The organism is Faecalimonas umbilicata (assembly GCF_042846195.1).
Lineage (GTDB): Bacteria > Bacillota > Clostridia > Lachnospirales > Lachnospiraceae > Faecalimonas > Faecalimonas umbilicata.
In genome coordinates, this window is record NZ_AP031411.1 from 451,859 (window position 1) to 476,190 (window position 24,332).

Genomic DNA, 24,332 nt, shown 5'->3' on the forward strand with positions numbered 1-24,332 from the left:
AAGTATCCCATGCCGGCTATATCTTTCCCCGAACCAGCATGGCAGTTAAGGGCCTGGTGTGCGAGCTGCCGCCCGTGGATTCTGGCTATCGTGGAGAGAGCCATGCCATTATCAGCAATGTCAGCAACCAAATTCAGGAACTCACCAAAGGCTCCCGTGTAGGGCAGCTCGTAATTGCCCCGGTTGTTATTGCAGATTTTGTGACGGATCTGGGTGCGGAACGTGGTACAGGAGGATTCGGCAGCACAGGGCAATAAGAATACCGTTTGATATGCGCGCACAGTTTAAGTGTGCGTTTTTCTTACCCAAAATCTAAAAAAATGAAGGAGGCTATATGCAGATAGAGGAATTTAACCAATATGTGAAAGACCACATCAAAGAATACCTTCCCCCGGAATATGAGACTGCAAAGGTTTCTATCCAGGAAGTTACAAAAAGCAATGACCGTATGTTGAACGGGCTTACCATTCTTCGAGAGGGCGAGAACTTTTCACCTACGGTCTATCTGGAACCTTTTGCGGAGCAGGTGGCACAGGGGTGCTCCTTGGAAGATACCCTGCGCGAGATTACAAAGATCCAGACCGTTCACCATGCACATGTACCGGTGAACATTTCCACTTTTATGGATTATGCTGAAACAGGTGGAACGGAGCGAACTATCCGCAGATACCTTTATGGAAGGGATCACGGAAATGTGCCGGGAACTGGTAAAAGAACATACTGCACCGGAGGAACGATTTGCCAAACTGTTCCCGGACGCTAAAGGAAAGCAGGATGCTGTCGGCACCTGTCCCCGCTGTGGTGCACCTGTGTATGAGGGCAAAAAGGGCTTTTTCTGTGATAACAGGGATTGTGCCTTTGCTCTCTGGAAAGACAATAAGTTCTTCACTTCCAAGAAGAAAACCATAACCAAATCCGTTGCGGTTGCTCTATTGAAATAGGGCTGCATTTCCATATCCGGGCTTTACAGCGAAAAGACTGGCAAAACCTATGACGCGGTAGTGGTGCTGGATGACACGGGTGACAAGTATGTGAATTTCAAGCTGGAATTTCCAGCAGCAAAAGGCAGGCGGAAATGAGCGGCCCGGCATCACGGGAACTGACACGATCTGAACGGGCAGCGATCCGGCGGCTGGTAAACAAATGTGCCAACTATGACAGCACGGATAAAATCTGCCTTCTGCTGGACTGCCCTTGCTATAGAGTACTTCCATAGTCTACTTGTAAGCCGTTAGAAAGGACTCACTATGAGGCATGAAAATCTGACGGGGTAAATAAGTTCCTGTGAGGTGAATAAAATTAGTGGCTACATTTTGGCTACAAAAACATTACGGACGAAGTGGATTATGCGGATAATCAATCATAAAACACACATAAAACGAATTGATAATACACTTTATAAGCATTTGTACGAATGTAAAAGACGAGTTCGAATAAATTTGTGCCAACAGCATATAATTTTAATGGATAGTTCTCTTGACTTTCCGCTTTGTACTTGTTAGTATATTGTTACAAAGAAAGTTTACCACTGACCGATATGTGGTATATAAATGGTCGGGTTGAAAGTTTACCGCTGACCGATATGCGGTATATAAATGGTTGAGTTGAAAGTTTAGTCCTTTGCCGAAAAGCGAGGGACTTTTTCCATATTTCCGCAGAGAGGATGGACAAATGAAGAAAACAGGGTTTTACATCATAAAGGACAGATTTTTTGAAGATATGCCTGATCCGTATCTCAAGGGGAATAAGGCAGGTAATAGACCACATTATTATTGTTTTGAAGATAAGAATACGGGAATTTATTGGATGATACCATTCAACCTCAAATTTGAGTAAGTGAAGATTTGAAGTGGCATATAAAACATATAACAATTCTGTTTGTTTGTGAGGAATATGCTTTGTGCGGTTGGGGAGGGGCTGGAGGGGATTGTGAATTTAAAAAGATATCATTCAAATAGAGATGAGTAACTACTTCATATTTGATAAACCTAGATTAGGAGGATATATTTTACGTGAACTATAAAGAAAACACTTTATGTTATGAGGAATATTGTAAACTTCGTGAAAGCGTTGGGTGGATAAATTTTTCAAGAACACAAACTGAAAAGTCACTCCAAAATAGTTTATATACAGTGGCAGCAGAAGAAGACAACCAAGTAGTCGGTATGGGAAGATTGATTGGTGATGGAATGTATTATATGATAGTAGACATTGTAGTACAGCCGGCTTATCAACAAATGGGCATTGGCAGTAAAATACTTAATATGATAATTGAATATGTCGATAGTGCAACACCAGACGGAGGCCGTTGCAGTATTCAATTGATTGCAGAAAAAGGAAAAGAAACATTCTATGAATCAAGAGGATTTAAAATAATTCCTCATGAATTTTGTGGATCGGGTATGAGGAAAGTTATTCGTAAGTGAAGTTTAGGTTGTAGAAGAGTTGGAGTGTCGTCTAAAAGTATTTAAACATTGTAATATAAAATCATCACATGAATTTTGAGATATGCAGTGTATGTTGTTAACAATACAATTTGACGAAGGAATAGCAAATATATATAAAACAGTTCAAAAATGGATTGATTTAAGGCAAAAATAAGGGATAAGCACTACCAAGCAAAGAGAAGTTTACAAGTTTGAATATATGAGCCAAGAAATGCCTATTTTACGGGCTTTCTTGGCTCTTTCTATGTTCGTTGACAATCAAATGACAATACTTTCAAATCTTAGAAAAGAATATTATTTACAAGCTTTTAAAACTTCCAGCAAAAATCTCCATATGCGTTCTACAGAGGCAAGGTCTAATTTTTCATTGATGGAATGAATATCCAGGATGTTTGGACCAAAGGAGACAGAGTCAAGACCTTCACAGTGACCGCCGAAGATGCCACATTCCAAACCGGTATGAACAGCCTCCACTCTAGGTTCTTCTTCGAACATTTTTACATAAACATCACGCATAAGAGGGCGTAACTTAGAGTTTGGATCGTATCCCCATGCTGGATATTCGCTGTCAATGATGTAGCGACCGCCAGCAAGTTCTACCAATGCACCAACTCTTTCGCAAAGGGATTGTTTCTTTGTTTCGATAGAACTTCTAAGAAGGAATTGCATGAATACAGAATCTTCTCTGGTAACTGTAACGCCAAGATTCAAGGATGTTTCAGATTGTCCCGGAAGGTTGCGATCGGAGCAGATTAGCCCTTGGGGTACTGCATAGATAAATTTCATAATTCTGGAAGAATCTGCTGGAGCAATCACCGCAATGTTCTTTTGACCTGCATTTGTAATCTCGATGTTCAGACCGGTTTCGTCATTGCTGAATTCTTTTTTCCAAATGGCTTCTTCTTCTCTGACAGCTGTGATAAATTCTTCCGCCTGAGCGCTGTCTACCAATACTCTCATTTTAGCACTATAAGTGATGACATTATCTTTTTCACCACCATCAATAGAAATCAAATCCATAGCAAATGTTTTTGATAAATGGATATACATACGGGAAGAAAGTTTTACTGCATTCCCTCTTTGTTTGTGGATGTCAGAACCAGAGTGGCCACCCAACAATCCTTTGATCCAAAGTTCGATTTCAGTACCTTCTTTTTCTACTTTCTGGAAATCAAATGTAACATGTTGACGGAGACCGCCTGCGCACCCACATGTCAAAACACCTTCTTCTTCGGAGTCGATATTAAGAAGACGACGTCCTTTCAAGAGAGACATGTCTAATTTTTCGGCACCTAACATAGAAGTTTCTTCATCTACAGTAAAGACGGCTTCGATTGGTGGGTGAGCAATAGTGTCACTGGCAAGAACTGCAAGTGCGTAAGCAATTGCAATTCCATCATCACCGCCAAGACTTGTATCCTGTGCATATAAGTAACCATTTTCTACTTTCAAGTCTAAAGGATCTTTCATAAAATCATGAGTGGAATCCAAAGTTTTTTCACAGACCATATCTAAATGTCCTTGTATGATTACTGGCGCTGAGTTTTCAAATCCTTCTGTACCATCTTTGTAGATGATGACATCATTATATTCATCTTGTACATAGCGAAGATTGTGATCTTTGGCAAATTGTACACAATAATCACTAATTGCTTTTGTATTTCCTGATCCATGAGGAATTTTGCAGAGCTCCTCAAAATAGCTTAATACGTTTGCTGGTTCAAATCCTTTTAAAACTGACATATTCAAAAAATCCTCCTGTCATTTATGATGTTTTTTAAAAAATTCCCACACCGGCAATTCAGCGTGGGAATTTATGTGCTACCTTAGTGTAGATTATCGAAGTAATGTTCCTACAAAGATTCCGTAGTAGTTACCAATTACATATCCTAATGTACCAACAAGGAGTGCTGGGACGATTAAGGCGTTCCATCCCTTTGCAATCGCAAGAGCAGCAGCAGTTGTTGGTCCTCCAATGTTTGCATTGGATGCAATACAGATTTCTTCCAGATTGAACTTGAAAAGTTTTCCAAAGAGGAAAGAAATCAACATGTTTGTTGCAACGATGATCGCACAGAATACAAGAAGCAATGGTGCCTTTGTAAGAATCAGGTAGATAGAAGCTGGAGCACCGATGACACCAAAGAAAATGTGGATCATAAATGTACCGATTTCTTGAGCACCTGCGATTTCACCAACCTGTGTTGGGAATGCAGTAGCTAAAATCATTGTAAGCGTTGTCATGATAAGATATTTGTTACCGATCAATCCATTTAACAGAGCTAATACAAAATTAGATGTTGGGATGATTCGTCCAAAGAACGCAGCAATCTCAGTAGAAACAGCAACAATCACAAAAGAGAGTGCAAAGGTAAATGCAATATCTTTGAGAGCGACCGGTTTCGCTGTCCAATAGCTTTGTGCGTGATTCTGACTTTCGCCATTTGCAGTACGTTTGTCAATTTCATCCTGAAGTGGGTGCCTAAAATGTTTTCTAAAGAAGCTTACTGTTGGGATTGCGATTAAAGCGAAAAAGTAAAGTGCCATTAGCAAGTTGTCAGCGACAACGGATGTAGATACTAATTCGCCACCTGCATCAAATGCATCTGCCATAGCAACAAGGTTTACGCTTCCACCAGTATATGTTCCGACCATCATGGCAGTTGCCTTGTTGAGTTCAGGAATAAAGTTCTTTAACGCAAAGAATGCAAGAAATCCTCCGGCTACTGTTCCGATTCCGCTGATCAGATATATAATGATCAGACGTCCAGAGTCCTTTGAAATTTTCTTAACGTTAGCTTGCAAAAGTAGCATTGGAATTGCAAGTGGAACAACGTAGTCCCAAACGAAGTCGTATGCTGCTGCTTCTGTTGGAATAATTCTTAAGTTTGATAAAATAAGACATCCAATAAGTGCCAGCACGCATCCTGTGATTTTTGAAGCCCATTGGTATTTTTGCTCCAAATAGATTGCTAATGCAGCAACCGCTACCAAAATCGCGAATAACCCCCAAGTATTTTCCGCACTGATTAAGGTTTTCATGTAATTCACTCCTTTTTTGATATATTATATGAATACTTTCTTAATACATATGATAACTCTTTAACAGAATAATCGCAAGCATTTCGAACAAAAGTCAATCAAATTAGAAAATATATTAATATATCTTGCACAAATAATGTGTTTTGCTGACAATGGGAAGGAGTATTGTTTTTTGGGGTTCCGGAAACTACAATAAAAATAGTTTCTGAACTTTTGGAAGAGGCAATTGATTTGATAGAAGAAAAAACATGCCTATTTCAAAACAGAAAAGGATTCTCTATGCACAGAAAACTTGGAAAATGGGATTGACAAGAAAACTTGGCGGAGATATAATTGTGACAACAAAACTTGTCAATTTGAGATGGAGGTGCTGATATGGAACGAGATGAGATTTTGAAAATGGCACAGAAAGAAAGTGAACATTATGATGAGAGGGAAGTATTTATACAAATGAAAGGGTACAATTATGGGATGGTCGCCTCAGCGATTGTATTTGCTTTTATCGTGATACTGAAAGCTTTTAGAGGAGAGCCGATGTATGATATTCTTGCAATGTATGAGACAACACTGGCTGGATTTTATATATACAAATATAAAATGGAGAAGAAAAAAAAGGATTTGTTTTTGGCTATATGTTGGGGAATGACAACGATTATCAATTTGTATCTGGCTATTTGGAGGCATTAATATGGATGGCGAATTGATATTGAAAAACAACTTAAAGAATGCTAGAGCTGAGAGAAAACTATCTCAGATGGAGCTTGCAGAGTTAGTTGGAGTGTCGCGAAATACGATTAGTTCTATTGAGACAGGTCAGTTCAATCCTACTGCGAAACTAGCATTACTTCTGTGTATTGCTTTAGAAAAAAAGTTTGAAGAACTGTTTTATTTTTAAATTGAGGCTTATGAAGAAATGAATGAGGAGCGCAAGTCAAAGCGCTCCTCATTTTACTATTCTGTGTAGTTGAAAGGTTCCGCGGATGTTTCCATATTGCAACGAGAAAGTCTAGCTGTCTTGAGCTGATAGAACAGTGCGCAAAGACCTGTAACTACAAGTGCTACAAGAACCCATCCAAGACCCAGAGAGTACAGTGGAAGTGCATGGAGCAATTTGCCGGCAAATCCAAAGGAAACTCCAAGATTTTCAAGTGCATATGCAACGCTGAGGATACTTACTGCACCGATGGTGCATGGATAGATATAAGTGATATTTTTTATCCAGCGATGACATAATCCAAGTAAAATCAGAGTGATGGAGACTGGATAGATAGCATCCAACACCGGAACGGAAATGCTTAAAATCATATTTAATCCCTGATTACAGATGATAAAAGAAAATCCCGCAATCAATAATACCCATTGACGATAAGATAATTTTGTAGTCAATGTCGAAAAATATTGTGAGATGGAAGTAATCAGTCCAACACAGGTTGTCAAGCATGCTAATGTGAAGATTGCTGCCAGTAAAACTGCGCCGGTATCACCAAACAGTTGGTGAACAATGCAGCGGAGTGTCCATGCACCATTTTCCTGGATTGGGAAGACACCTGAGGAACTCATTCCCATATATGCCAGAGATAAGTACACGCATGCAAGAATTGTTCCGGCAAAGATTCCGGTCATGACAGTGTATTTCATTACACCTTTTTTCTCTTTCACCCCTAAACTTCTGATTGTAGTTGCAATTACAAGTCCAAAATTTAAGGCTGCAATGGTATCCATTGTAAGATATCCTTCTAAAAATCCTTTGACAAGTGGATTGCTGCTATAACTTACTTGAGCAGGATTGACTTTCACGGTGCCTCGGAATAGGAAATTGACAAATACAAAAAACAGTAAAAGTAGCAGTGATGGTGTCAAAAATTTTCCGATTCGTTCTACCAGTTTATTTGGAGCTAATGCAAGCCAGCTGGCAGTCAGGAAAAAGACTAAGGAAAAGAGAAACATAAATACAGTCAAATTCGCATTTTCCGGAAGGTATGGTGCAACTGCCATCTCAAACGGGAGAGAAGCCGCACGAGGAATTCCAAGGCCAGGTCCGATAGACAGGTAAATCAAAATAGTAAAGAAAATGGCAAATTTAGGATTAACCTTTTTTGCGAGCTGCTCTAGTCCATCAAATTTCGCAACAACAACAACACCCAGGACAGGCAATGCCACTGCTGTAATTAGGAAGGTTGCAATTGCAAATGGAGTTTTGTCTCCTGCGTTTTGTCCCAAAAATGGAGGGAAAATCAGGTTCCCTGCACCAAAGAAAAGGGAAAACAACATAAAGCTGACGAGTAAAATTTGTTTCTTTTGTAGTTTCATAGATAACCTCCTTAAAATAAAAAAAATCGCCCTAGAAAGGACGATTGAAGACCGTGGTACCACCTTAATTCCTGAGAAAATCTCAGCTCATATCCGCATCATCTAATGCGTCTCACCTGTAACGTGGCTTTACTCCGGCGCTCCTACTTTGTTTCAGTTTGCTTCTCAAGGATGATTTCATCTGTCAGGTTCATTGGCAACTCGCACCACCCGTTACCTCTCTGAAAAATCCGCTGAAGACTACTTGTTCCTATCAAATGAATTTGGAATATTTTTCTGTATTATAGGACAAGATGAGAGAAATTGCAAGAGATTTTTTTGAAAAAAGTAGAAAAAGTAGAAAAATATGTTTGTTGATACGGGAGAGGGGAAAGTGAAATTTGAAAATAGTATGGTTTTAAGAGGTTAATAAATGGAAAATGACATTAGGTGTACAGATTTTTGCACATCTATTTTTTTATAATACAAACATAAGAAAATGTCAGAAAATTATATCATATGGCAGGGAAAGGAGTAAAAGATAATGAGAGTTGTGAGTATGCAAAGTAAAGCGAAAGTCTATCACCGCGAAGAATGTAGATATGCAAAAAAGATTCTTCCTAAAAATAGAATGCAGTTAAGCAGTGAGGCGGCGGAAAAAGCGGGGTATCATATTTGTCCGTACTGTGATGGAATGGATGCATTGTTTCGCATGAAGAAGGAACAGATTTTAAAATATGCAAGAAAGAATCATATGGAGGTAGATTTGTTGAATCATGTTCTGTATGTACGAACAGATGTTGGATGTTGGAAAATGATTTATAGTATGAGCGAACAGAGGTTTTTACTTTATCATAAAAATTATATGCAGGGAGTGCTCTCGCTTGATGAGGTTGAAGAAGGAGCTTATCATAGGCAAAGAGATGTTCCTTTTTCAAAAAGTATAGAAAAATATCTTTTTTATATAAGCAAACATGATGCAGCCCGGAAAATAGAGATGATAGATTATAGATTGCTTCCTAATAGAACAAAAAAGGAGAAGCGATATTTTGCCAGCGCGAGGGCAAGGAGTAACAGAAGATCTCAAAGGCGCTTGGAGGAATTATTTACAATGATTGAGCAGGGAGCATAAGGAAAAAGATAAACAGATCGGACTTTAGGGCAAGAAAATTATGTTATAATAATACCAATGAGATTTGAGACTTGTTTGGGAGGAAATGTGTTATGGGAGTGTATGAGACGAAGCTTAGAACGCTATATGTAATGCGGATTTTAGCAGAAAATACAGATCAAGATCATATTTTGAATGCTACAGATATTTGTAAGCTTTTGGAGCAACAGTATCAAATTCACGCCGATCGGAGAACGATTTACGGAGAAATAGAAGCGTTGAGAATGTTTGGGGTAGATATTATACAGCAAAAAGGAAAAGCATCTGGATATTATATTGGGGAAAGAAGCTTTGAATTTCCAGAGCTGAAATTACTTGTAGACTCTGTTCAGTCCTCTAAATTTATTACAGAGAAAAAATCAAGAGAACTTATTTTTAAGTTGGAGAAACTTTGCAGTACGTTTCAGGCAGAACAGTTGGCAAAACAAGTAACTATTTTAAACCGATTGAAGACTGAAAATGAAGAGATTTATTACAGTGTAGATAAAATTCATTCCGCGATATATAACAACAAGAAGATTCAATTTCAGTATGCAGAGTGGACGCCAAAAAAGGAATTGAGATTTAGAAAGAATGGGATGTTTTACAAAATTAGTCCTTGGGTACTTACTTGGGATGATGAAAAGTATTACTTAATTGCATTCGATGATGTGGCGGGGAAAGTAAAGCATTACAGAGTCGATAAGATGAAGCATTTGGATATTTGTGAGGAAGACCGGGAAGGTCAAAAACAATTTGAAAAATTTGATCCATCTGAACTTACAAAGAAAACATTTGGTATGTATGGAGGAATGGAAATAGGAGTAAAACTCTTATGTCAAAATAGTTTGGCAGGAGTGATATTGAACAGATTCGGGAAGGATGTCTGGATGAGAACTGTCGATGAAAATCAATTTATAGTCCATGTAAATGTGGTAGTCAGCCCTCAGTTTTTTGGATGGATTACGGGAATAGGGGCTCATATGAAAATTGTGGAGCCCATGGAAGTGAGGGAGGCATACAGAAAATATTTGGAGACGATATTAGAAGGATATAGGGTGTAGATTAAAATTCATATTTGTAAAAAGTAAAAGGTGATAATAAATTTACAAAAAATCAAAAAGATGAAAGGAATTCAAAAATTATGCAATATATAGCACACATAGATCTGGATAGAATTCAGTCAGTCAAGGAACATTTAGAAGGGACGGCAAAGATTTCTGGAGAGTTTGCGGGGAAATTTGGGAAACAAGACTGGGGCTACTGTAATGGGATATTACATGATATTGGAAAGTATTCTGTGGATTTTCTGAAAAGGATTACAGGGGAAAGCAATCAGCGGGTGGATCACTCTACAGCAGGAGCGAGAGTTTGCAGGGAGAAAGGCGGAAAGTACAGTTTTTTAGAATATTGCATTGCGGGGCATCATGCCGGACTTCCGGATTATGGAAGTAATTATGATAATGCAGGCGATCCTACTTTAATGGGGAGAAGAAAGAAAAAGATCAGTGACTATCAGGCATATCAGAAAGAAATTGATATTCCAGAAATCGTAACGGATCCATTTGATTTCAAGAAGACAGTGAATCCAGATTTTTCTATGAGTGTTTTTATAAGAATGCTTTATTCTTGTTTGGTCGATGCTGATTTTTTAGATACAGAAGCATTTATGAGTCGTGGGCAAAAAGTAAGAAATTCTGGAGAGCCGATGGAAGCACTTCTTGAGAAATTGGAAAAGCATGTTTCGGAATGGTTGAAAAATCAAGATCTGGATACAGTAAATGGAAGAAGAACAGAAATTTTAAAGCATTGTTTAGCAGAAGGTAAATCTGAAAAAGGGCTGTTTCGCTTGACAGTTCCGACTGGTGGTGGAAAGACAATAGCTTCTTTGGCCTTTGCATTACGTCATGCGGTGGAAAATCAAATGGATCGGGTAATTTACGTCATTCCATATACAAGTATTATTGAACAGAATGCGAAAGTGTTCAGAGAAATTTTAGGAGACGAAAATGTGTTGGAAAATCATTGTAATGTTGATTACGAAAGTTCGGAAGAACTTCAGCCAATGCAGCTTGCAGCTGAAAACTGGGACAAACCGGTTGTTGTCACAACAAACGTACAGTTTTTTGAATCACTATTTGCAAATAAGTCTTCCAAATGCAGAAAATTACATAATATTGCAAACAGTGTAATTATTTTTGATGAAGCGCAGATGTTGCCGAATGATTACCTAAAACCTTGTATCGCAATGATAGAAGAACTTCTCAGTAATTATAGAACCAGTGTTGTTTTATGTACAGCAACTCAGCCGGCTTTAAAATCATTTTTTCAGAGAAATGTTTCAGCAACAGAGTTGTGTCCTAGAATGGATGAACAATTTCAATTTTTTAAGAGGACATTGTTTGAAAATATCGGAACAGTAACGGAAGATTGTTTGATAAACAAGTTAAGAGGGGAATATCAGGCGCTTTGTATTGTTAATACGAAAAAGAGAGCGCAAAATATTTATCAAGAGTTAAAAGAAGAGGGGGTATACCATTTATCTACAAGTATGTATCCGAAACATAGAAAACAGGTTTTGGAAGAAATAAGAGGAAGACTTAGGGAAGATAAAAAATGTATTCTCATTTCTACAAGTCTCGTAGAGGCAGGAGTCGACCTTGATTTTCAGTCAGTATATCGAGAACTGGCGGGAGTAGATTCTATGATACAGGCGGCAGGACGGTGTAACAGGGAAGGCCATAGAAAGGCAGAAGAGAGTAAGGTTTTTATTTTTAGATTTGAAGAAAAAGAGAGTGTTTTAGGACAGCGACAGCAGATCGATGTGGCAAAAAGTCTGATAGCAGATGGAAGGGATCTTTCAGATAGGGAGACCATTACAAGATATTTTGAAATGCTATATCATATCAAGGGGGAAAGTCTGGATAAGAAAAAAATCATGGATGAGTTTACGAATAAGAAAATAAAATATCGGTTTGCAAAAGTCGGGAAGGATTTTCGATTGATTGAACAAAATACAAAAACAATTTTTATAAATTGTGAGGAGGATGCAGATGAGATTCTTCGCGAATTAAAAGAAAAAGGATTTACAAGATCGGGAATGCGAAAGGCGAGTCAATATTGTATTACCGTATATGACCAGACTTTTGACAAGATGTACGGTGCCGGCATGCTGAAACCGATAGCGGAAAATATGGAAGATTTTTATGAATTGGCAGATGAGAGTAGATATACAGAAGAGATGGGTTTGAAGTTAGAAATTGATAATGGTATGGCATTGTTTCTTTAAAGAATTATGAAATAGAATGAGAAATGAAAGAAGCAGTGAATATGCAGAACTTTGAGGAGTTCTATCATAAATACTGCTTCTTTTGCAGTAGTTAAAGCTACTACTAATATTTTAAGACACAGTCTAGTTTGACAGGATAAGTATAGTATTTGAAGGTTCAACAAATTGTTAAAATACTTATAATAAATTTTTTTGTAAAAAGTATTTTAACGAAATATATTTTGGGGTTAATTAGTACGAAAAAATATGATATATTGACAATATGAGAAAATAATTAAAATGGTCAGAATAATAAAGTGAAGTAAATAAGAGGAGTATGCGAATGATTTTATATCATGGAAGTAATGAGAGAGTGGAATATCCTGAGATTCGGAAAACGAAATATAACAAAGATTTTTATTTTGGATTTTATTGCACACGATGTCAGGAACAAGCAGAACGATGGGCTACGAGATATGGGAAAAAGGGGTATGTTAATCAATACGAATATGAGCCAAATGAAAAATTGAATTATCTTTTATTTGAAGAAATGACAGAAGAATGGTTGGATTTTATTGTAGCGTGTCGTCAGGGGAAATCTCACAAATATGATATTGTGGAGGGACCAATGACAGACGATACGATTTATAATTATATACAGAATTTTATTGATGGGAAAATATCAAGAGCGGCATTTTGGGAGTTGGTAAGGTTCAAGTATCCTACTCATCAGATTAGTTTTCATACGATTTCTGCTCTGGATACACTGAAATTTGTAGGATGTGAGGTGGCACATGGCAAGAAAAAATAACAATCATTTATTTTTTACATGTAGTTTGATTGAATACATTGGAAGAAAAGTGAAAAGAACACGAAAGCAGGTGGTGGATTTTCTTGGGGAAGAACGGATTGAGAGAATTTATGAGTACGCAGATGTGTTCCATTGTGAGCCGATTGAAAAAGTGGCGGATGAATTTATAGAAGAAAGTAAGATCACATTGGGAAATTTTGACAATGAGAAGGAGTGTAGGTATTTAGTTCCTGATTACTGGAATATAGGAGAAGTATATGAGCGTTTGATAGAAGATTCCTATGACGATGAGGAAATTATAAAGGGAATTTGGGAGGTGTATCATTCATGGATCGATGAGCATATTTCAGATTATAATACAGACTTTTATTATCAGCCGCGAGATTATATTGCAGCGTGTTATGAGGAAGGAGTGATCTTATGATGAGACTGAAAAAAGAGGTGAGAATATGGGAATGGGAGTAAAGGTAAGAGTCTGGGGAGATTATGCATTATTTTCACGTCCTGAGTTAAAAGTAGAACGGTATTCTTATGATGTAATGACACCCTCAGCGGCGAGAGGAATTTTGGAAGCCATCTACTGGCATCCGGGGCTGCGGTGGATCATTGATAAGATATATGTAAAAAATCCGATTCAGTTTACAAGTGTGCGAAGGAATGAAGTGAAAAGTAAGATTTTAGCCAGCAATGTACTGTCTGCATATAACGGGGGAAAGAAACCACTTTATATAAGCAGTAAAGAAGAGATTGTTCAGAGAGCCTCTATGATTTTAACAAATGTAGAGTATGTGATAGAGGCGCACTTTGAGATGACAGAGAATGCAAATAAAACAGATAATCCGGGAAAATTTAAGGATATTATGATGAGACGTCTGCGGAGAGGAGAGTGTTATCATATGCCTTATTTTGGGTGTAGAGAGTTTCCGGCAAACTTTGCATTATGTGAGGAAGAGGAAATTAAGACTGCTTTTGACGATGTACCTGAAAAAGATTTTGGATTGATGTTGTTTGATATGGATTATAGCGATAAAGAAAATATCAGTCCAATGTTTTTTCGGGCGGTTATGAAGCGTGGAGTTATAGATTTGCAGAATTGCGAGGTGATACGATGATTTTGCAGGCACTTGCGAAATATTATGAAAATCTGGCAGAAGAGGAAAAGGTACCTAAGCCGGGATGGTGCAGTGCAAAAGTATCTTATCAGATTAATCTGTCTGAAGAGGGAGATGTAAAGGGAATCATTAGTTTGAAGACAGAGGAAGAGCGGGGAAAGAAAACAGTTCAAGTTCCTCAAGTACTGCTAGTACCCGAGATGGTTACAAGATCCTCCGGTGTATCTGCTAATTTTTTGTGTGACAATGCGAAATACTTACTTGGGATTAGCCAGGAAACAGATGAAAAAAACAAAAAGAGAGCAAAAGAGTGCTTTGATGCTGCCAGAGAGAGACATCTTTCTATATTGTCTCAGATAAAAAGTACGATGGCAAAGGCAGTATGTCTGTTTTTTGAAAAATGGAATCCTGAGGAAGCAATGGAGCATCCGGAAATCAGAGAAAACTGGGAAGAAATTACAGATGGAAGCAATTTGATTTTGGGAATGGGAATGGATTATGCTCAGGATGATGCAGACGTCAAGAAGGCTTGGGACATTCATAATTCCGGGGAGAGTAAAGATGTTCAGGGAATTTGTCTTGTGACGGGAGAAAGGGCAGAAATAGCAAGAATCCACAGGGGGATTAAAGGAGTCCCGGGCGCACAGTCAAGTGGTGCAGCACTGGTTTCCTTTAATGCACCTGCATTTGAGTCGTATGGAAAGGAGCAAAGCTATAATGCTCCGGTAGGGATGTATGGAGAGTTTGCTTATACAACAGCATTGAATTATTTGCTGTCGGACAGAACATATTCATTACAAATTGGGGATACGATGGTCGTTTTCTGGGCGGAAAGTGCAGAGATAGATTACCAGGCTGTATTTATGGGATGTATGGATTCTCCTACTGATAATCAGGAGGAATTAAAGAGCCTTTTTAAACGGATACAGTTAGGACAGCCTATAATATATCAGGGGAATGAATTGGATCCGGAACAAAGATTTTATGTTCTTGGATTAGCACCGAATGCGGCAAGATTATCCGTGCGATTTTTCTATGAAAATTCATTTGGAAATATTTTAAAAAATATTTCTGCCCATTATAAGAGGATGGAGTTGATCAGACCGAAATGGGAACAGAAAGAATATCTGAGCGTGAGGGAAATGCTGTTTGAAACAGTGAATAAAAAATCAACCGATAAAAAACCAGTATCAAACATGGCTGCCATGACTTTTCGGGCAATTTTATCCGGCAGCAGATATCCGGAACGCTTGTATTCAGATACCTTGATTCGCATCCGTGCAGAGCAGGACGAAGGAAAACTTAATTGGAGAAGAATCGCTATTATAAAGGCATATTTAATGAGAAATGGTAACTGGGAGAAAGGAGAGGATTATATGGGATTGAATGAAGAAAGCAATGATATTGCGTATGTACTTGGAAGGTTGTTTTTTGTTTTGGAAGCGATACAGATAGAAGCAAATCCGGACATACAGGCGACAATCCGAGACCGATATTACAATTCAGCATGCGGAACACCTGCATCTGTATTTCCTATTTTGATCAAGCTCAAAAATAGTCATTTGAAGAAAATAGGAAGAGAAAAAGACGGAGCTAAAAAATATTATGAAAAACTTTTAGCTGAACTTATGTGGAAGATAGATTGTCAGAAAGGCTTTCCAAAACGATTGTCGTTGGAAGAGCAGGGAATGTTTGCAATCGGTTATTATCATCAGAAACAGAAAAAATATGAAAAAAGGGAGGAAAAATAAATGAGTGAAGTGATTAAAAATAGGTATGAATTTGTAGTTTTATTTGATGTGGAAAATGGGAATCCCAACGGGGATCCAGATGCGGGAAATATGCCGAGAATTGATCCGGAAAGCGGTCTGGGGTTAGTCACAGATGTCTGTTTGAAAAGAAAAATCCGGAATTATATTGAGACGGTTAAAGAAGATGCAGAAGGCTATAAGATTTATATAAAAGACGATGTGCCTCTAAACAGAAGTGACCGTGAAGCATGTGCAAGTGTTGGAGTGGAGGAAACAGATGAGAAAAAGGTAACAGAATCTTTGAAAAAATTAAAGAAAAATGATGACAATGTTGATATCAAAATCCGGGATTATATGTGCCAGAACTTTTTTGATATCCGAACATTTGGTGCTGTGATGACAACTTTTGTAAAGGCTGCTTTAAATTGTGGACAGGTAAGAGGGCCGGTGCAGCTTGGATTTGCACGAAGCATTGATCCAATTGTTTCTCAGGAAGTTACAATCACGAGAGTAGCGATCACCACGGAAAAAGATGCTGCGAACAAGAGTACTGAAATGGGAAGAAAGAGTGTAGTACCTTATGGACTGTATCGTGTAGAAGGGTATGTATCTGCGAATCTGGCACGGAAAGTGACAGGATTTTCAGAGGAAGATCTTCAATTACTGTGGGAAGCGATTATTAATATGTTTGAACATGATCATTCTGCCGCAAGAGGAAATATGGCAGTTCGGGAACTGATTGTATTTAAACACAGCAAAGAATTAGGAGATTGTCCAGCTTATAAATTATTTGATTCTGTGGAGGTGCGAAAAAAAGAGGAAGTAGAATATCCTAGAAGTTATAGAGATTATATTGTTGAGGTTCATGAGGAAAATATACCAGATTCAGTAGAAATGAAAAGGATGATTTGATGGAATATGCAGAAGATGATTATTTAATGCTGTCAGGTATTCAACATTTCAAATTTTGCAGGAGGCAATGGGCACTGATCCATATTGAACAACAGTGGGCTGAGAATGTCCATACAGTTGTTGGAGAATTGATGCACAAAAAAGCACATGATCCTTATCTTGTGGAAAAGAGAAAATACTTACTTGTAGCCCGTTCTCTTCCGATTGCCTCAAGGAAAATGGGGATTAGCGGAGAATGCGATGTTGTTGAATTTCACAGATGTGAAGATGGAATAAAGTTGCATGGGCATAGAGGGAATTATTCGGTTTATCCGATAGAATATAAAAAAGGGAAACCTAAACTTACAGAGGAAGATCGTCTGCAGTTGGCAGCTCAGGCGATGTGCCTGGAAGAAATGTTTTCTACGGATATTCCTGAAGGAGCATTATTTTATGGAGAAACGCGGCGACGTGAAGCTGTGGAGATTACGGAAGATTTACGCCAGGAAGTAAGGAATATGTTTCGAGAAATGCATCAGTATTTTGAAAGAAAATATACTCCGAAAGTAAAATATAGTAAATCGTGTACTGCATGTTCACTTAAGGACATTTGCCTGCCGAAACTTGGAAAGTCAGGTTCAGTAAAGGATTACATTCATCAGATGCTAAAGGAGGATGAGGAATGAAAAAGTTATTGAATACATTATATGTAACCTCTGAGAATAGTTATCTGGCATTGGATGGGGAAAATATTGTTGTTTTGGAAGAAATGACAGAGGTGGGACGCCTGCCTTTGCACAATTTAGAAGGCATTGTTTCCTTTGGGTATAAGGGGACAAGCCCGGCTTTAATGGGAGCATGCGCAGAGAGAAACATCTCTCTGTGCTACATGACTCCGCAAGGAAAATTTCTGGCAAGGGTAACGGGGAAGGTAAAAGGAAATGTAATATTAAGAGAACAGCAGTATGCCAGCTCGAAAAATGAAGAACAAAGCCTTGAGATTGCAAGAAATTGTATTTTAGGGAAAGTGCATAATGCTAGATGGGTGCTGGAGCGTGCAACACGAGATCATAGCTTGCAAATCAATGTGGAACGAGTAAAGGAAGCATCGGGGTATCTGAAAAAATCTTTAAACTATATTCAGAACAGTCAGTCAAAAGAACAATTGAGAGGATATGAAGGAGAAGCGGCAAGTATTTATTTTGGAGTATTTGACGAGTTGATATTGCAGCAGAAAAAGACTTTAAATTTCAGGGGAGAAATAAAAGACCACCGCTGGACAATGTAAATGCATTATTGTCTTTTGTGTACACCTTATTGACAAACCAGATTACTTCGGCATTGGAAAGTGTTGGCTTGGATCCCTATGTAGGATATCTTCATACAGAACGTCCGGGAAGAGCTTCATTGTCATTAGATTTAATTGAAGAGTTAAGAGCGGTACTGGCAGACAGATTTGTTTTATCACTGATTAATAAGAAAGTAATTACCGGGAAAAATTTCATAACAAAAGAAAACGGTGCCGTACTGATGACGGATGATTTAAGAAAAAAGCTGTTGGCAGAATGGCAGAACAAAAAGAAAGAAACATTGACACATCCATATCTCAAGGAAAAAATAGAGTGGGGGATGGTTCCTTATGTGCAGGCAATGTTACTGGCGAGATATTTAAGAGGCGACTTAGACAGTTATCCGGTATTTCTTTGGAAATGAGGCGAAAATAGGTATGTTAGTGCTGATTACATATGATGTAAATACAGAAACAGCAGCTGGAAAGAAAAGGTTACGCCAAGTGGCGAAACAATGTGTAAATTATGGTCGGCGAGTGCAGAATTCTGTTTTTGAATGTATTCTGGATAACGCACAGTATGTGATGCTTAAGGCAAAGCTAACAGATATTATTGATGAAGAAGTAGATAGTTTGAGATTTTACTATTTGGGAAATCAATATAAAACAAAAGTAGAACATGTTGGTGTAGATAAAGGAATTGCAGCAGATGGAATACTGATTCTATAAATGAATGTGCGAGTAGTAAGTGAACATGAAAATCCAGGGAGATTCGCACCAGAAAAAGTGCACAAAAAGTAATAAATGTTTCTTTTCGTTAAAAGTAAAGAGAGACTTTCTAAGGTTTAATTAGGAAATTGATGAAAGAAATTAAAAAATAAAAGTCCTAAATTGGACAAAATTGCTGTCACTCCCTTCGTGGGAGTGTGGATTGAAATCATATCCATTCGCCCCTGCCCAGTTGGTATAATTGTCACTCCCTTCGTGGGAGTGTGGATTGAAATTCCTAAATGACTCTTTACATTCTCTGACTACTGTGTCACTCCCTTCGTGGGAGTGTGGATTGAAATGAGCAGGCGGCAAAGTATATCCGCCAGTAAAAGATGTCACTCCCTTCGTGGGAGTGTGGATTGAAATTGCTAGTGGCTTCGGTCTGTCGAATATCGATTTCGTCACTCCCTTCGTGGGAGTGTGGATTGAAATTTGCATAAATTTCTGACTTGTAAACTGGTACATCGTCACTCCCTTCGTGGGAGTGTGGATTGAAATACGGAGGCATGAAGTCAACGAAAGCATATTTTATGTCACTCCCTTCGTGGGAGTGTGGATTGAAATTACAAAAGATTTAGTGAATGCGTGTGGGTCTTCGGTCACTCCCTTCGTGGGAGTGTGGATTGAAATCGATCTTGAGCTATTAAGCATTGGAATGGTAAATGGTCACTCCCTTCGTGGGAGTGTGGATTGAAATAAAAGTTGGCAGAGATTATCACGAATCTCGTGAAGTCACTCCCTTCGTGGGAGTGTGGATTGAAATTTAGTTCGCTCACTTTAAATGCATCGACGAAGTGTCACTCCCTTCGTGGGAGTGTGGATTGAAATTTATGTCAGGCTATGTTTGATGAGACATTGAGATTGTCACTCCCTTCGTGGGAGTGTGGATTGAAATTGCCTTTGTGTCGTACAAAACATAAGGCTTTTGCGTCACTCCCTTCGTGGGAGTGTGGATTGAAATGGAAAGCGGATACCCAAGGGGCAAGGCTTGACTGGGTCACTCCCTTCGTGGGAGTGTGGATTGAAATTTCTGAAGACACCGAAAACATGTTGAAAGAGGCTCGACACTCCCTTCGTGGGAGTGTGGATTGAAATCGTAAAAAGAGAAATAGGAAACATCACACAGCTTGTCACTCCCTTCGTGGGAGTGTGGATTGAAATTTGGTTTAGTGGGTCGCTTGAAGGTGCTTGCTGAGTCACTCCCTTCGTGGGAGTGTGGATTGAAATTTTTAAAAATGCAGATGCGGCCATCGAAATGATTCGTCACTCCCTTCGTGGGAGTGTGGATTGAAATGCATAAAATTTGCAAATATATGCGGACGGCATAGAGTCACTCCCTTCGCAGGAGTGTGGATTGAAATCCAAAACATAAAATTGGAACATAGACAAAAGATATCACTCTCTTCATGAGAGTAATAAATGAAATTTTTTGCAATATTTTAGAGAATACAAATATCAATAAAATAAATTTCATCATCTGTTACATATAGAAAAAGGAATTTATACTTTTTATTTCCGAAACATTTATTCATATAAATTGTAAGCAATAAAACAAATTGCAAATGCTCCCCCTCTATAGTATCATATTACTCATAACCATTTTTGAAACAAAAGGAGAAATATCATGAGTAATGAAGTTTTAGCAGTCGTTGCAGGTAAGGAGATTACAAATGCGGAATTGGATGCATTTTTACAGAATGCTCCAAGAGAACAGCAGGCATATGTTACAAATCCACAGTTTAGACAGCAGTATTTGGAGCAGCTGATTTCTCTGCACTTATTTGCGCAGGCAGGGGAGGATGCAAAGCTTGAGGAGACTGAGGAATTTGCGAAGATTTTAGAAAATGCGAAGAGAGATATTCTTGCGCAGCTCGCGATGAGAGAGACATTAAAGGATGTAACTGTGACAGATGAGGAAGTGGCAGCTTACTATGAGGAAAATAAGCAGCAATTTACAAAGGGAGAGACAGTTAGTGCAAAACATATTTTAGTAGATTCAGAAGAAAAGTGTACTTCTGTTCTGGAGTCTATTACAAGTGGAGAGAAAGCATTCGAGGATGCTGCAAAGGAAGCGTCTACCTGCCCATCTGGTGCAAGAGGAGGAGACCTCGGAGAGTTTGGAAAGGGTCAGATGGTCAAAGAATTTGAGGAAGCAGCATTTGCAGCTGAGATTGGTCATGTGGTAGGACCGGTAAAGACACAGTTTGGTTATCATCTGATCAAAGTTGAGAAGAAAAATGAGGCATCTGTGGCAGCATTTGATGAGGTAAAAGAGGCGATTAAGAGAAATTTGATTCAGCAGAAGCAGAATGCAGCATATAATGCAAAGGTTCAGGAACTGAAAGAAAAATATTTACAAAAATAAATGAGTGATACAAAGAATGCCGTAAAAGTGGTCGTAAGAAGCACTTTACGGCATTTTTCATATAGTTCAATTATTTTTACAAACCTGTTTATTTCTATCGGTTATTTTTATGTAGCTATGTAACTTACATTACTCCACTTGCATTACCCGATTCATATTCTTGGGCTGTTGTATTCCCAGCATCTGTTTCATCTTGCGGACGGTTGCATTGTATACAATCCAGATGATCAGGACAAGTAAGAATAAGAGTGCCAGGCACACAAGCAGTGAGGCAATTTCCGTGAAAGAAATGGTGCCGTCATTTGCGTACATGATCATGGAAAAGAAGAAGTACATAGCGACCATTCCAATGATGGAAGGGGTAAAGAAGATTTTTCTCGTCTGTGCTTTTACTTCTTTTGTGAGGAATGCAGGGGAAGCGCCGAGTCGTTTCAAATCCTCAAAGACGTAGCGGTTGTTCAGGACGATGGAGATGCTTCTTGTATAGCAGATGATCAGCGCTGCCATGACACAGATAATGGTGATAAAGAAGAACAGCATCAGATAAACTGCCGTTGTGCGAACAAAATCAGTGGAGTCCAGCATTTTGAAGGAAGGCATGTATTTCCATCCGAATCGGAAAGTGCTGCCGTCACAGTCTGCATAATCTACTTTTGCATCGGCTGCATACTCAGGTTCATCGAGAAAGTAACTTTTCCCATTGACGGAACGACCATATTTTACAACGCGGTCATAGTTGGATGAGATTGCGTATTTTTCTCCGAGTGCATCCATGAAAACATGGAATAATTTGTCGGCAAATTCGTAGTTGTCTTCTCCATCAATGTTAAACAGGATTTGATGTTCCTTCCATTCATCGCCTAGACCGACTTCCATATTTTCGTAGTCTGTATCGTTTAGAACATAATAGTTTGAGCGCCCGGAGAACAGACTGTAGTGCAGATAGCCGTCAAAAGTAACTGGAAGTTTTTTCATCGTCGTCATGTTGATGATTTGATCTGAGTCGGAGGTGAGCCAGTAGGTGTCGGTCTCGTCCTCATTGGAAATTGCTTTGTATGTTCCGGGTGCAACTTCTGTCTTCTGTCCGGTTAGAAATTCAAAAGCGGAAGCGGTAAGGAAGGTTCCCTCATTGGCAAATTCCTCATAGACAGTGTAGAGTTTTCCGTCGTCCGTAGTTCGTTCTACCGTGGTTGACATGCCGAGAAGGATGGTTGCTTCTTCCTTGTAATCTTTAATCGAGAGGTCATAATCTTTGGCAAGATCTGCAATTTCTTCTTTCCCTGGAACCGGCTGACCGATGGGATAGTGGAAAGAATAATCATATGGAGTGGATTTTACTTGCATCGCCTGACTGGTCTGTAGCGTTGGGATATAGAACAGTGCGAAGGCGCCGCCAGCCACGAGCAGTGCGATGACCATCATATTATTTACAGTCTGTTTTCCATGAAATTTCATCATACTGCGTGAGATAATCCCTTTGTATGGATGCTTTTTATGATTTCCGAACCCGCGTACCACAATGTGCAAAAGAAACATATACAGACCGATGAAGAGCGGTATGTAAAGGAGGGGTAAAAATGGGGATGAAAAGCGCCGGAATACTACTTGATAAATCGTTGGTCCAAAATATCCGGCGGTTCCTCCGAGAATCATCAGCAAAATACCGACGGAGGCATACCATGGCTTTACATCCCGCACGGGTTCGTTTTTGTGTTCTTCATTCACGACATCCATAATGTTGGTGCGGTAAAGTGTCCGTCTTCCAAGGAGAAATGCAAAAAGTAAAATGATCAGGATAAAGGCCGCCGGAATCAGGAGACAGCGAAAGTCCAGAAATAAACGCATCTCAGTGCTATCTACAACAAGCAGACGGAACAGCTGCCAGATAGACCAGGCAAATGGAATCCCAAGTGAGGTTCCGAGCAGGGAAGCGCTTAAGGAAGTGATAGCAGTGTCCTTGTACAGATGATTTCGAAGTACTTTTTTAGAAGTTCCCAGTGCGAGGAAGATTCCGAGTTCTCTTGACTTCATGCGGAAGAAGATATTTCCGGCATAGATGGTAAAAATTACGCATCCGATGCAGGCGAGTGCGAAGATCATCATTGCCTGTTTTCTGCTGTCGCCGCCTTCTGGAAGAACGAGAAGGACAGTCGGCGAAGTCAGGATCGCGGAGTAGGCTGTGATCAGTAAAAGCGCTGTAAAGTTACAGATAAAGTACAGTGTGTAATTTTTCCGGTTCTTTTTTCTTAAGGCAGAAAAAGTATCAGTTAAGGTTTTCATCGTTCTCTTCCTCCTCTTCTAACGTATTCATCTGTTTTAATTCCTCTAAAAGTGCATCGTGAAAAGCATGCTGGGAACTATTTCGTTCCATATTTTTATAGACAACTCCATCTTTGAGCAGGATGACACGGTCGCAGAAGGAGGCGGAAAAGCTGTCATGAGTCACCATGAAGATGGTTGCTTTCAGAGAAGCTTTTGCCTCTAGGAAAGAATCAATGACAGCGCGGCTGGATTTCGAGTCAAGATTTCCGGTCGGTTCATCTGCGAGGATCAGAAGCGGGGAGTTGATCAGTGCTCTTGCAACTGCGGTCCGCTGCCGTTCTCCACCGGAAATTTCTGCCGGATATTTGCCTGCAATCTGCGCAATACCAAATAAGTTACAGAGCCGGTCTGCCATCGTCTCTTCCTTTCTTCCCACATTTCCTCGGATGATCGCAGGGAGGAGGATGTTCTGCCGTACGGTTAGTCCGTCAAGCAGCATAAAATCCTGAAAGACAAATCCTAGTTTTTCGTTTCGGATATGTGCAAGAGCATCTTCCGACAAGCCTTTTAATTCTTTTTGTCCGAGTGTAATCTTGCCCTCCTCAAATGGAATGTAGCAGGAGATGCAGTTTAAAAGGGTGCTTTTCCCGGAGCCGGACGGGCCCATGACAGCGACAAATTCGCCTTGTGCAACGCTGAGACTGACGCCTTTTAACACCTCATAGCTGGTCGCTCCGACCTGATAAGATTTATGAAGATTTTTTACATACAGCATAGAAATACCACCTTTCTGAATTGTTTGAATGAAATCTGTATGGACAGAATCCGGAGTTTATGGAAATTTATGATCCCGGATTGTTCTTTTGTGTTGCTGTTGAAAAAAGT

22 protein-coding genes, 2 pseudogenes, 1 CRISPR repeat array and 1 other annotated feature are annotated in these 24,332 nt (G+C 39.2%); of the genes and pseudogenes, 19 read left to right on the plus strand and 5 right to left on the minus strand.

Annotated elements, in window-relative coordinates; translation table 11 throughout:
* Window positions 1-11: 11 nt before the first annotated feature.
* The 5 genes and pseudogenes from ACGG81_RS02270 to ACGG81_RS02290 form a co-directional block, all read left to right on the plus strand.
* A pseudogene (locus ACGG81_RS02270) lies at window positions 12-257 on the plus strand (deoxyuridine 5'-triphosphate nucleotidohydrolase); the annotation flags it as partial.
* Between the two features lie 77 nt (window positions 258-334).
* A complete protein-coding gene (locus tag ACGG81_RS02275) occupies window positions 335-763 on the plus strand; it encodes a DUF5688 family protein (protein ID WP_331680359.1) in 429 nt (142 codons plus the stop codon).
* 312 nt (window positions 764-1,075) lie between these two features.
* Entirely contained in the window at window positions 1,076-1,216 is a 141-nt protein-coding gene (locus ACGG81_RS02280) for a cysteine-rich VLP protein (protein ID WP_081636858.1), read from the plus strand.
* A 455-nt stretch (window positions 1,217-1,671) separates the two neighbouring features.
* On the plus strand, window positions 1,672-1,836 hold the full coding sequence (locus tag ACGG81_RS02285) for a hypothetical protein (RefSeq protein WP_009263172.1): 165 nt from the start codon (window positions 1,672-1,674) through the stop codon (window positions 1,834-1,836).
* A gap of 176 nt (window positions 1,837-2,012) precedes the next feature.
* Window positions 2,013-2,426 (plus strand): GNAT family N-acetyltransferase, encoded by a 414-nt coding sequence (locus tag ACGG81_RS02290; protein WP_016439654.1) that lies wholly within the window; start codon window positions 2,013-2,015, stop codon window positions 2,424-2,426.
* 315 nt (window positions 2,427-2,741) lie between these two features.
* Here ACGG81_RS02290 and ACGG81_RS02295 read toward each other — a convergent pair whose 3' ends face one another.
* Both ACGG81_RS02295 and ACGG81_RS02300 read right to left on the minus strand, forming a co-directional pair.
* Window positions 2,742-4,190 (minus strand): aminoacyl-histidine dipeptidase, encoded by a 1,449-nt coding sequence (locus ACGG81_RS02295; protein ID WP_390109338.1) that lies wholly within the window; start codon window positions 4,188-4,190, stop codon window positions 2,742-2,744.
* 93 nt (window positions 4,191-4,283) lie between these two features.
* The gene (locus tag ACGG81_RS02300; protein WP_117578076.1) at window positions 4,284-5,489 is read right to left on the minus strand and encodes a DUF819 domain-containing protein; all 1,206 of its coding nucleotides are present in this window, start codon (window positions 5,487-5,489) and stop codon (window positions 4,284-4,286) included.
* A gap of 375 nt (window positions 5,490-5,864) precedes the next feature.
* Between ACGG81_RS02300 and ACGG81_RS02305 the strand changes: the two genes are divergently transcribed.
* Complete coding sequence (locus ACGG81_RS02305) at window positions 5,865-6,176, plus strand: DUF6442 family protein (protein ID WP_390109341.1); 312 nt, start codon at window positions 5,865-5,867, stop codon at window positions 6,174-6,176.
* Window position 6,177: 1 nt separating this feature from the next.
* A complete protein-coding gene (locus tag ACGG81_RS02310; protein WP_008976794.1) occupies window positions 6,178-6,384 on the plus strand; it encodes a helix-turn-helix transcriptional regulator in 207 nt (68 codons plus the stop codon).
* A 56-nt stretch (window positions 6,385-6,440) separates the two neighbouring features.
* On the opposite strand, the gene brnQ is transcribed toward ACGG81_RS02310, so the two are convergent.
* Window positions 6,441-7,799 carry a branched-chain amino acid transport system II carrier protein gene (gene brnQ / locus ACGG81_RS02315; RefSeq protein WP_009263167.1) on the minus strand — a complete coding sequence of 453 codons (1,359 nt, stop codon included), beginning with the start codon at window positions 7,797-7,799 and terminating at the stop codon, window positions 6,441-6,443.
* A 33-nt stretch (window positions 7,800-7,832) separates the two neighbouring features.
* Window positions 7,833-8,066 (minus strand) — a binding site (T-box leader).
* Between the two features lie 256 nt (window positions 8,067-8,322).
* On the opposite strand from brnQ, the gene ACGG81_RS02320 reads away from it, so the two are divergent.
* The 12 genes and pseudogenes from ACGG81_RS02320 (at window position 8,323) to ACGG81_RS02375 (ending at window position 21,185) form a co-directional block, all read left to right on the plus strand.
* On the plus strand, window positions 8,323-8,910 hold the full coding sequence (locus ACGG81_RS02320) for a hypothetical protein (protein ID WP_016439659.1): 588 nt from the start codon (window positions 8,323-8,325) through the stop codon (window positions 8,908-8,910).
* A 92-nt stretch (window positions 8,911-9,002) separates the two neighbouring features.
* Window positions 9,003-9,992 carry a helix-turn-helix transcriptional regulator gene (locus ACGG81_RS02325; protein WP_390109344.1) on the plus strand — a complete coding sequence of 330 codons (990 nt, stop codon included), beginning with the start codon at window positions 9,003-9,005 and terminating at the stop codon, window positions 9,990-9,992.
* Between the two features lie 80 nt (window positions 9,993-10,072).
* On the plus strand, window positions 10,073-12,217 hold the full coding sequence (cas3, locus tag ACGG81_RS02330) for a CRISPR-associated helicase Cas3' (RefSeq protein ID WP_390109347.1): 2,145 nt from the start codon (window positions 10,073-10,075) through the stop codon (window positions 12,215-12,217).
* A 322-nt stretch (window positions 12,218-12,539) separates the two neighbouring features.
* Complete coding sequence (locus tag ACGG81_RS02335; RefSeq protein ID WP_390109349.1) at window positions 12,540-13,007, plus strand: DUF3990 domain-containing protein; 468 nt, start codon at window positions 12,540-12,542, stop codon at window positions 13,005-13,007.
* The gene (locus ACGG81_RS02340) at window positions 12,991-13,431 is read left to right on the plus strand and encodes a hypothetical protein (RefSeq protein WP_009263163.1); all 441 of its coding nucleotides are present in this window, start codon (window positions 12,991-12,993) and stop codon (window positions 13,429-13,431) included. Before ACGG81_RS02335 ends, ACGG81_RS02340 begins: the two co-directional genes overlap by 17 nt.
* Window positions 13,432-13,456: 25 nt before the next feature.
* Entirely contained in the window at window positions 13,457-14,119 is a 663-nt protein-coding gene (cas5c, locus tag ACGG81_RS02345; protein ID WP_016441069.1) for a type I-C CRISPR-associated protein Cas5c, read from the plus strand.
* Window positions 14,116-15,870, plus strand: a complete 1,755-nt coding sequence (cas8c, locus tag ACGG81_RS02350; protein WP_390109352.1) for a type I-C CRISPR-associated protein Cas8c/Csd1 — start codon at window positions 14,116-14,118, stop codon at window positions 15,868-15,870. Before cas5c ends, cas8c begins: the two co-directional genes overlap by 4 nt.
* Window positions 15,871-16,782, plus strand: coding sequence for a type I-C CRISPR-associated protein Cas7/Csd2 (gene cas7c, locus ACGG81_RS02355; RefSeq protein WP_119988369.1), 912 nt, complete (start codon window positions 15,871-15,873; stop codon window positions 16,780-16,782). It abuts the gene before it with no gap.
* Complete coding sequence (gene cas4, locus ACGG81_RS02360) at window positions 16,782-17,447, plus strand: CRISPR-associated protein Cas4 (RefSeq protein WP_390109355.1); 666 nt, start codon at window positions 16,782-16,784, stop codon at window positions 17,445-17,447. Before cas7c ends, cas4 begins: the two co-directional genes overlap by 1 nt.
* Window positions 17,444-18,474 (plus strand): annotated as a pseudogene (cas1c, locus tag ACGG81_RS02365) (type I-C CRISPR-associated endonuclease Cas1c). The gene cas4 and the pseudogene cas1c overlap by 4 nt, the downstream one beginning before the upstream one ends.
* 13 nt (window positions 18,475-18,487) lie before the next feature.
* Complete coding sequence (cas2, locus tag ACGG81_RS02370) at window positions 18,488-18,778, plus strand: CRISPR-associated endonuclease Cas2 (RefSeq protein ID WP_390109358.1); 291 nt, start codon at window positions 18,488-18,490, stop codon at window positions 18,776-18,778.
* A gap of 177 nt (window positions 18,779-18,955) precedes the next feature.
* A CRISPR array of direct repeats spans window positions 18,956-20,181; the repeat unit is 32 nt; unit sequence GTCACTCCCTTCGTGGGAGTGTGGATTGAAAT.
* Between the two features lie 263 nt (window positions 20,182-20,444).
* Window positions 20,445-21,185, plus strand: coding sequence for a peptidylprolyl isomerase (locus tag ACGG81_RS02375; protein ID WP_008976781.1), 741 nt, complete (start codon window positions 20,445-20,447; stop codon window positions 21,183-21,185).
* Between the two features lie 129 nt (window positions 21,186-21,314).
* On the opposite strand, the gene ACGG81_RS02380 is transcribed toward ACGG81_RS02375, so the two are convergent.
* Both ACGG81_RS02380 and ACGG81_RS02385 read right to left on the minus strand, forming a co-directional pair.
* A complete protein-coding gene (locus ACGG81_RS02380; protein WP_390109361.1) occupies window positions 21,315-23,465 on the minus strand; it encodes an FtsX-like permease family protein in 2,151 nt (716 codons plus the stop codon).
* A complete protein-coding gene (locus ACGG81_RS02385; protein ID WP_009263157.1) occupies window positions 23,449-24,222 on the minus strand; it encodes an ABC transporter ATP-binding protein in 774 nt (257 codons plus the stop codon). Before ACGG81_RS02385 ends, ACGG81_RS02380 begins: the two co-directional genes overlap by 17 nt.
* Window positions 24,223-24,332: the final 110 nt, after the last annotated feature.

What these genes read in the sequence shown, in the direction of transcription:
- brnQ (WP_009263167.1), bottom strand. Translation starts at nt 7,799, where the DNA reads ATGAAACTACAAAAGAAACAAATTTTACTCGTCAGCTTTATGTTGTTT.
- ACGG81_RS02380 (WP_390109361.1), bottom strand. Translation starts at nt 23,465, where the DNA reads ATGAAAACCTTAACTGATACTTTTTCTGCCTTAAGAAAAAAGAACCGG.
- ACGG81_RS02325 (WP_390109344.1), top strand. Translation starts at nt 9,003, where the DNA reads ATGGGAGTGTATGAGACGAAGCTTAGAACGCTATATGTAATGCGGATT.
- ACGG81_RS02385 (WP_009263157.1), bottom strand. Translation starts at nt 24,222, where the DNA reads ATGCTGTATGTAAAAAATCTTCATAAATCTTATCAGGTCGGAGCGACC.
- ACGG81_RS02310 (WP_008976794.1), top strand. Translation starts at nt 6,178, where the DNA reads ATGGATGGCGAATTGATATTGAAAAACAACTTAAAGAATGCTAGAGCT.
- cas7c (WP_119988369.1), top strand. Translation starts at nt 15,871, where the DNA reads ATGAGTGAAGTGATTAAAAATAGGTATGAATTTGTAGTTTTATTTGAT.
- ACGG81_RS02335 (WP_390109349.1), top strand. Translation starts at nt 12,540, where the DNA reads ATGATTTTATATCATGGAAGTAATGAGAGAGTGGAATATCCTGAGATT.
- ACGG81_RS02275 (WP_331680359.1), top strand. Translation starts at nt 335, where the DNA reads ATGCAGATAGAGGAATTTAACCAATATGTGAAAGACCACATCAAAGAA.
- ACGG81_RS02295 (WP_390109338.1), bottom strand. Translation starts at nt 4,190, where the DNA reads ATGTCAGTTTTAAAAGGATTTGAACCAGCAAACGTATTAAGCTATTTT.
- cas5c (WP_016441069.1), top strand. Translation starts at nt 13,457, where the DNA reads ATGGGAATGGGAGTAAAGGTAAGAGTCTGGGGAGATTATGCATTATTT.
- cas8c (WP_390109352.1), top strand. Translation starts at nt 14,116, where the DNA reads ATGATTTTGCAGGCACTTGCGAAATATTATGAAAATCTGGCAGAAGAG.
- ACGG81_RS02280 (WP_081636858.1), top strand. Translation starts at nt 1,076, where the DNA reads ATGAGCGGCCCGGCATCACGGGAACTGACACGATCTGAACGGGCAGCG.
- ACGG81_RS02305 (WP_390109341.1), top strand. Translation starts at nt 5,865, where the DNA reads ATGGAACGAGATGAGATTTTGAAAATGGCACAGAAAGAAAGTGAACAT.
- cas2 (WP_390109358.1), top strand. Translation starts at nt 18,488, where the DNA reads ATGTTAGTGCTGATTACATATGATGTAAATACAGAAACAGCAGCTGGA.
- cas4 (WP_390109355.1), top strand. Translation starts at nt 16,782, where the DNA reads ATGGAATATGCAGAAGATGATTATTTAATGCTGTCAGGTATTCAACAT.
- ACGG81_RS02300 (WP_117578076.1), bottom strand. Translation starts at nt 5,489, where the DNA reads ATGAAAACCTTAATCAGTGCGGAAAATACTTGGGGGTTATTCGCGATT.
- cas3 (WP_390109347.1), top strand. Translation starts at nt 10,073, where the DNA reads ATGCAATATATAGCACACATAGATCTGGATAGAATTCAGTCAGTCAAG.
- ACGG81_RS02320 (WP_016439659.1), top strand. Translation starts at nt 8,323, where the DNA reads ATGAGAGTTGTGAGTATGCAAAGTAAAGCGAAAGTCTATCACCGCGAA.
- ACGG81_RS02375 (WP_008976781.1), top strand. Translation starts at nt 20,445, where the DNA reads ATGAGTAATGAAGTTTTAGCAGTCGTTGCAGGTAAGGAGATTACAAAT.
- ACGG81_RS02285 (WP_009263172.1), top strand. Translation starts at nt 1,672, where the DNA reads ATGAAGAAAACAGGGTTTTACATCATAAAGGACAGATTTTTTGAAGAT.
- ACGG81_RS02340 (WP_009263163.1), top strand. Translation starts at nt 12,991, where the DNA reads ATGGCAAGAAAAAATAACAATCATTTATTTTTTACATGTAGTTTGATT.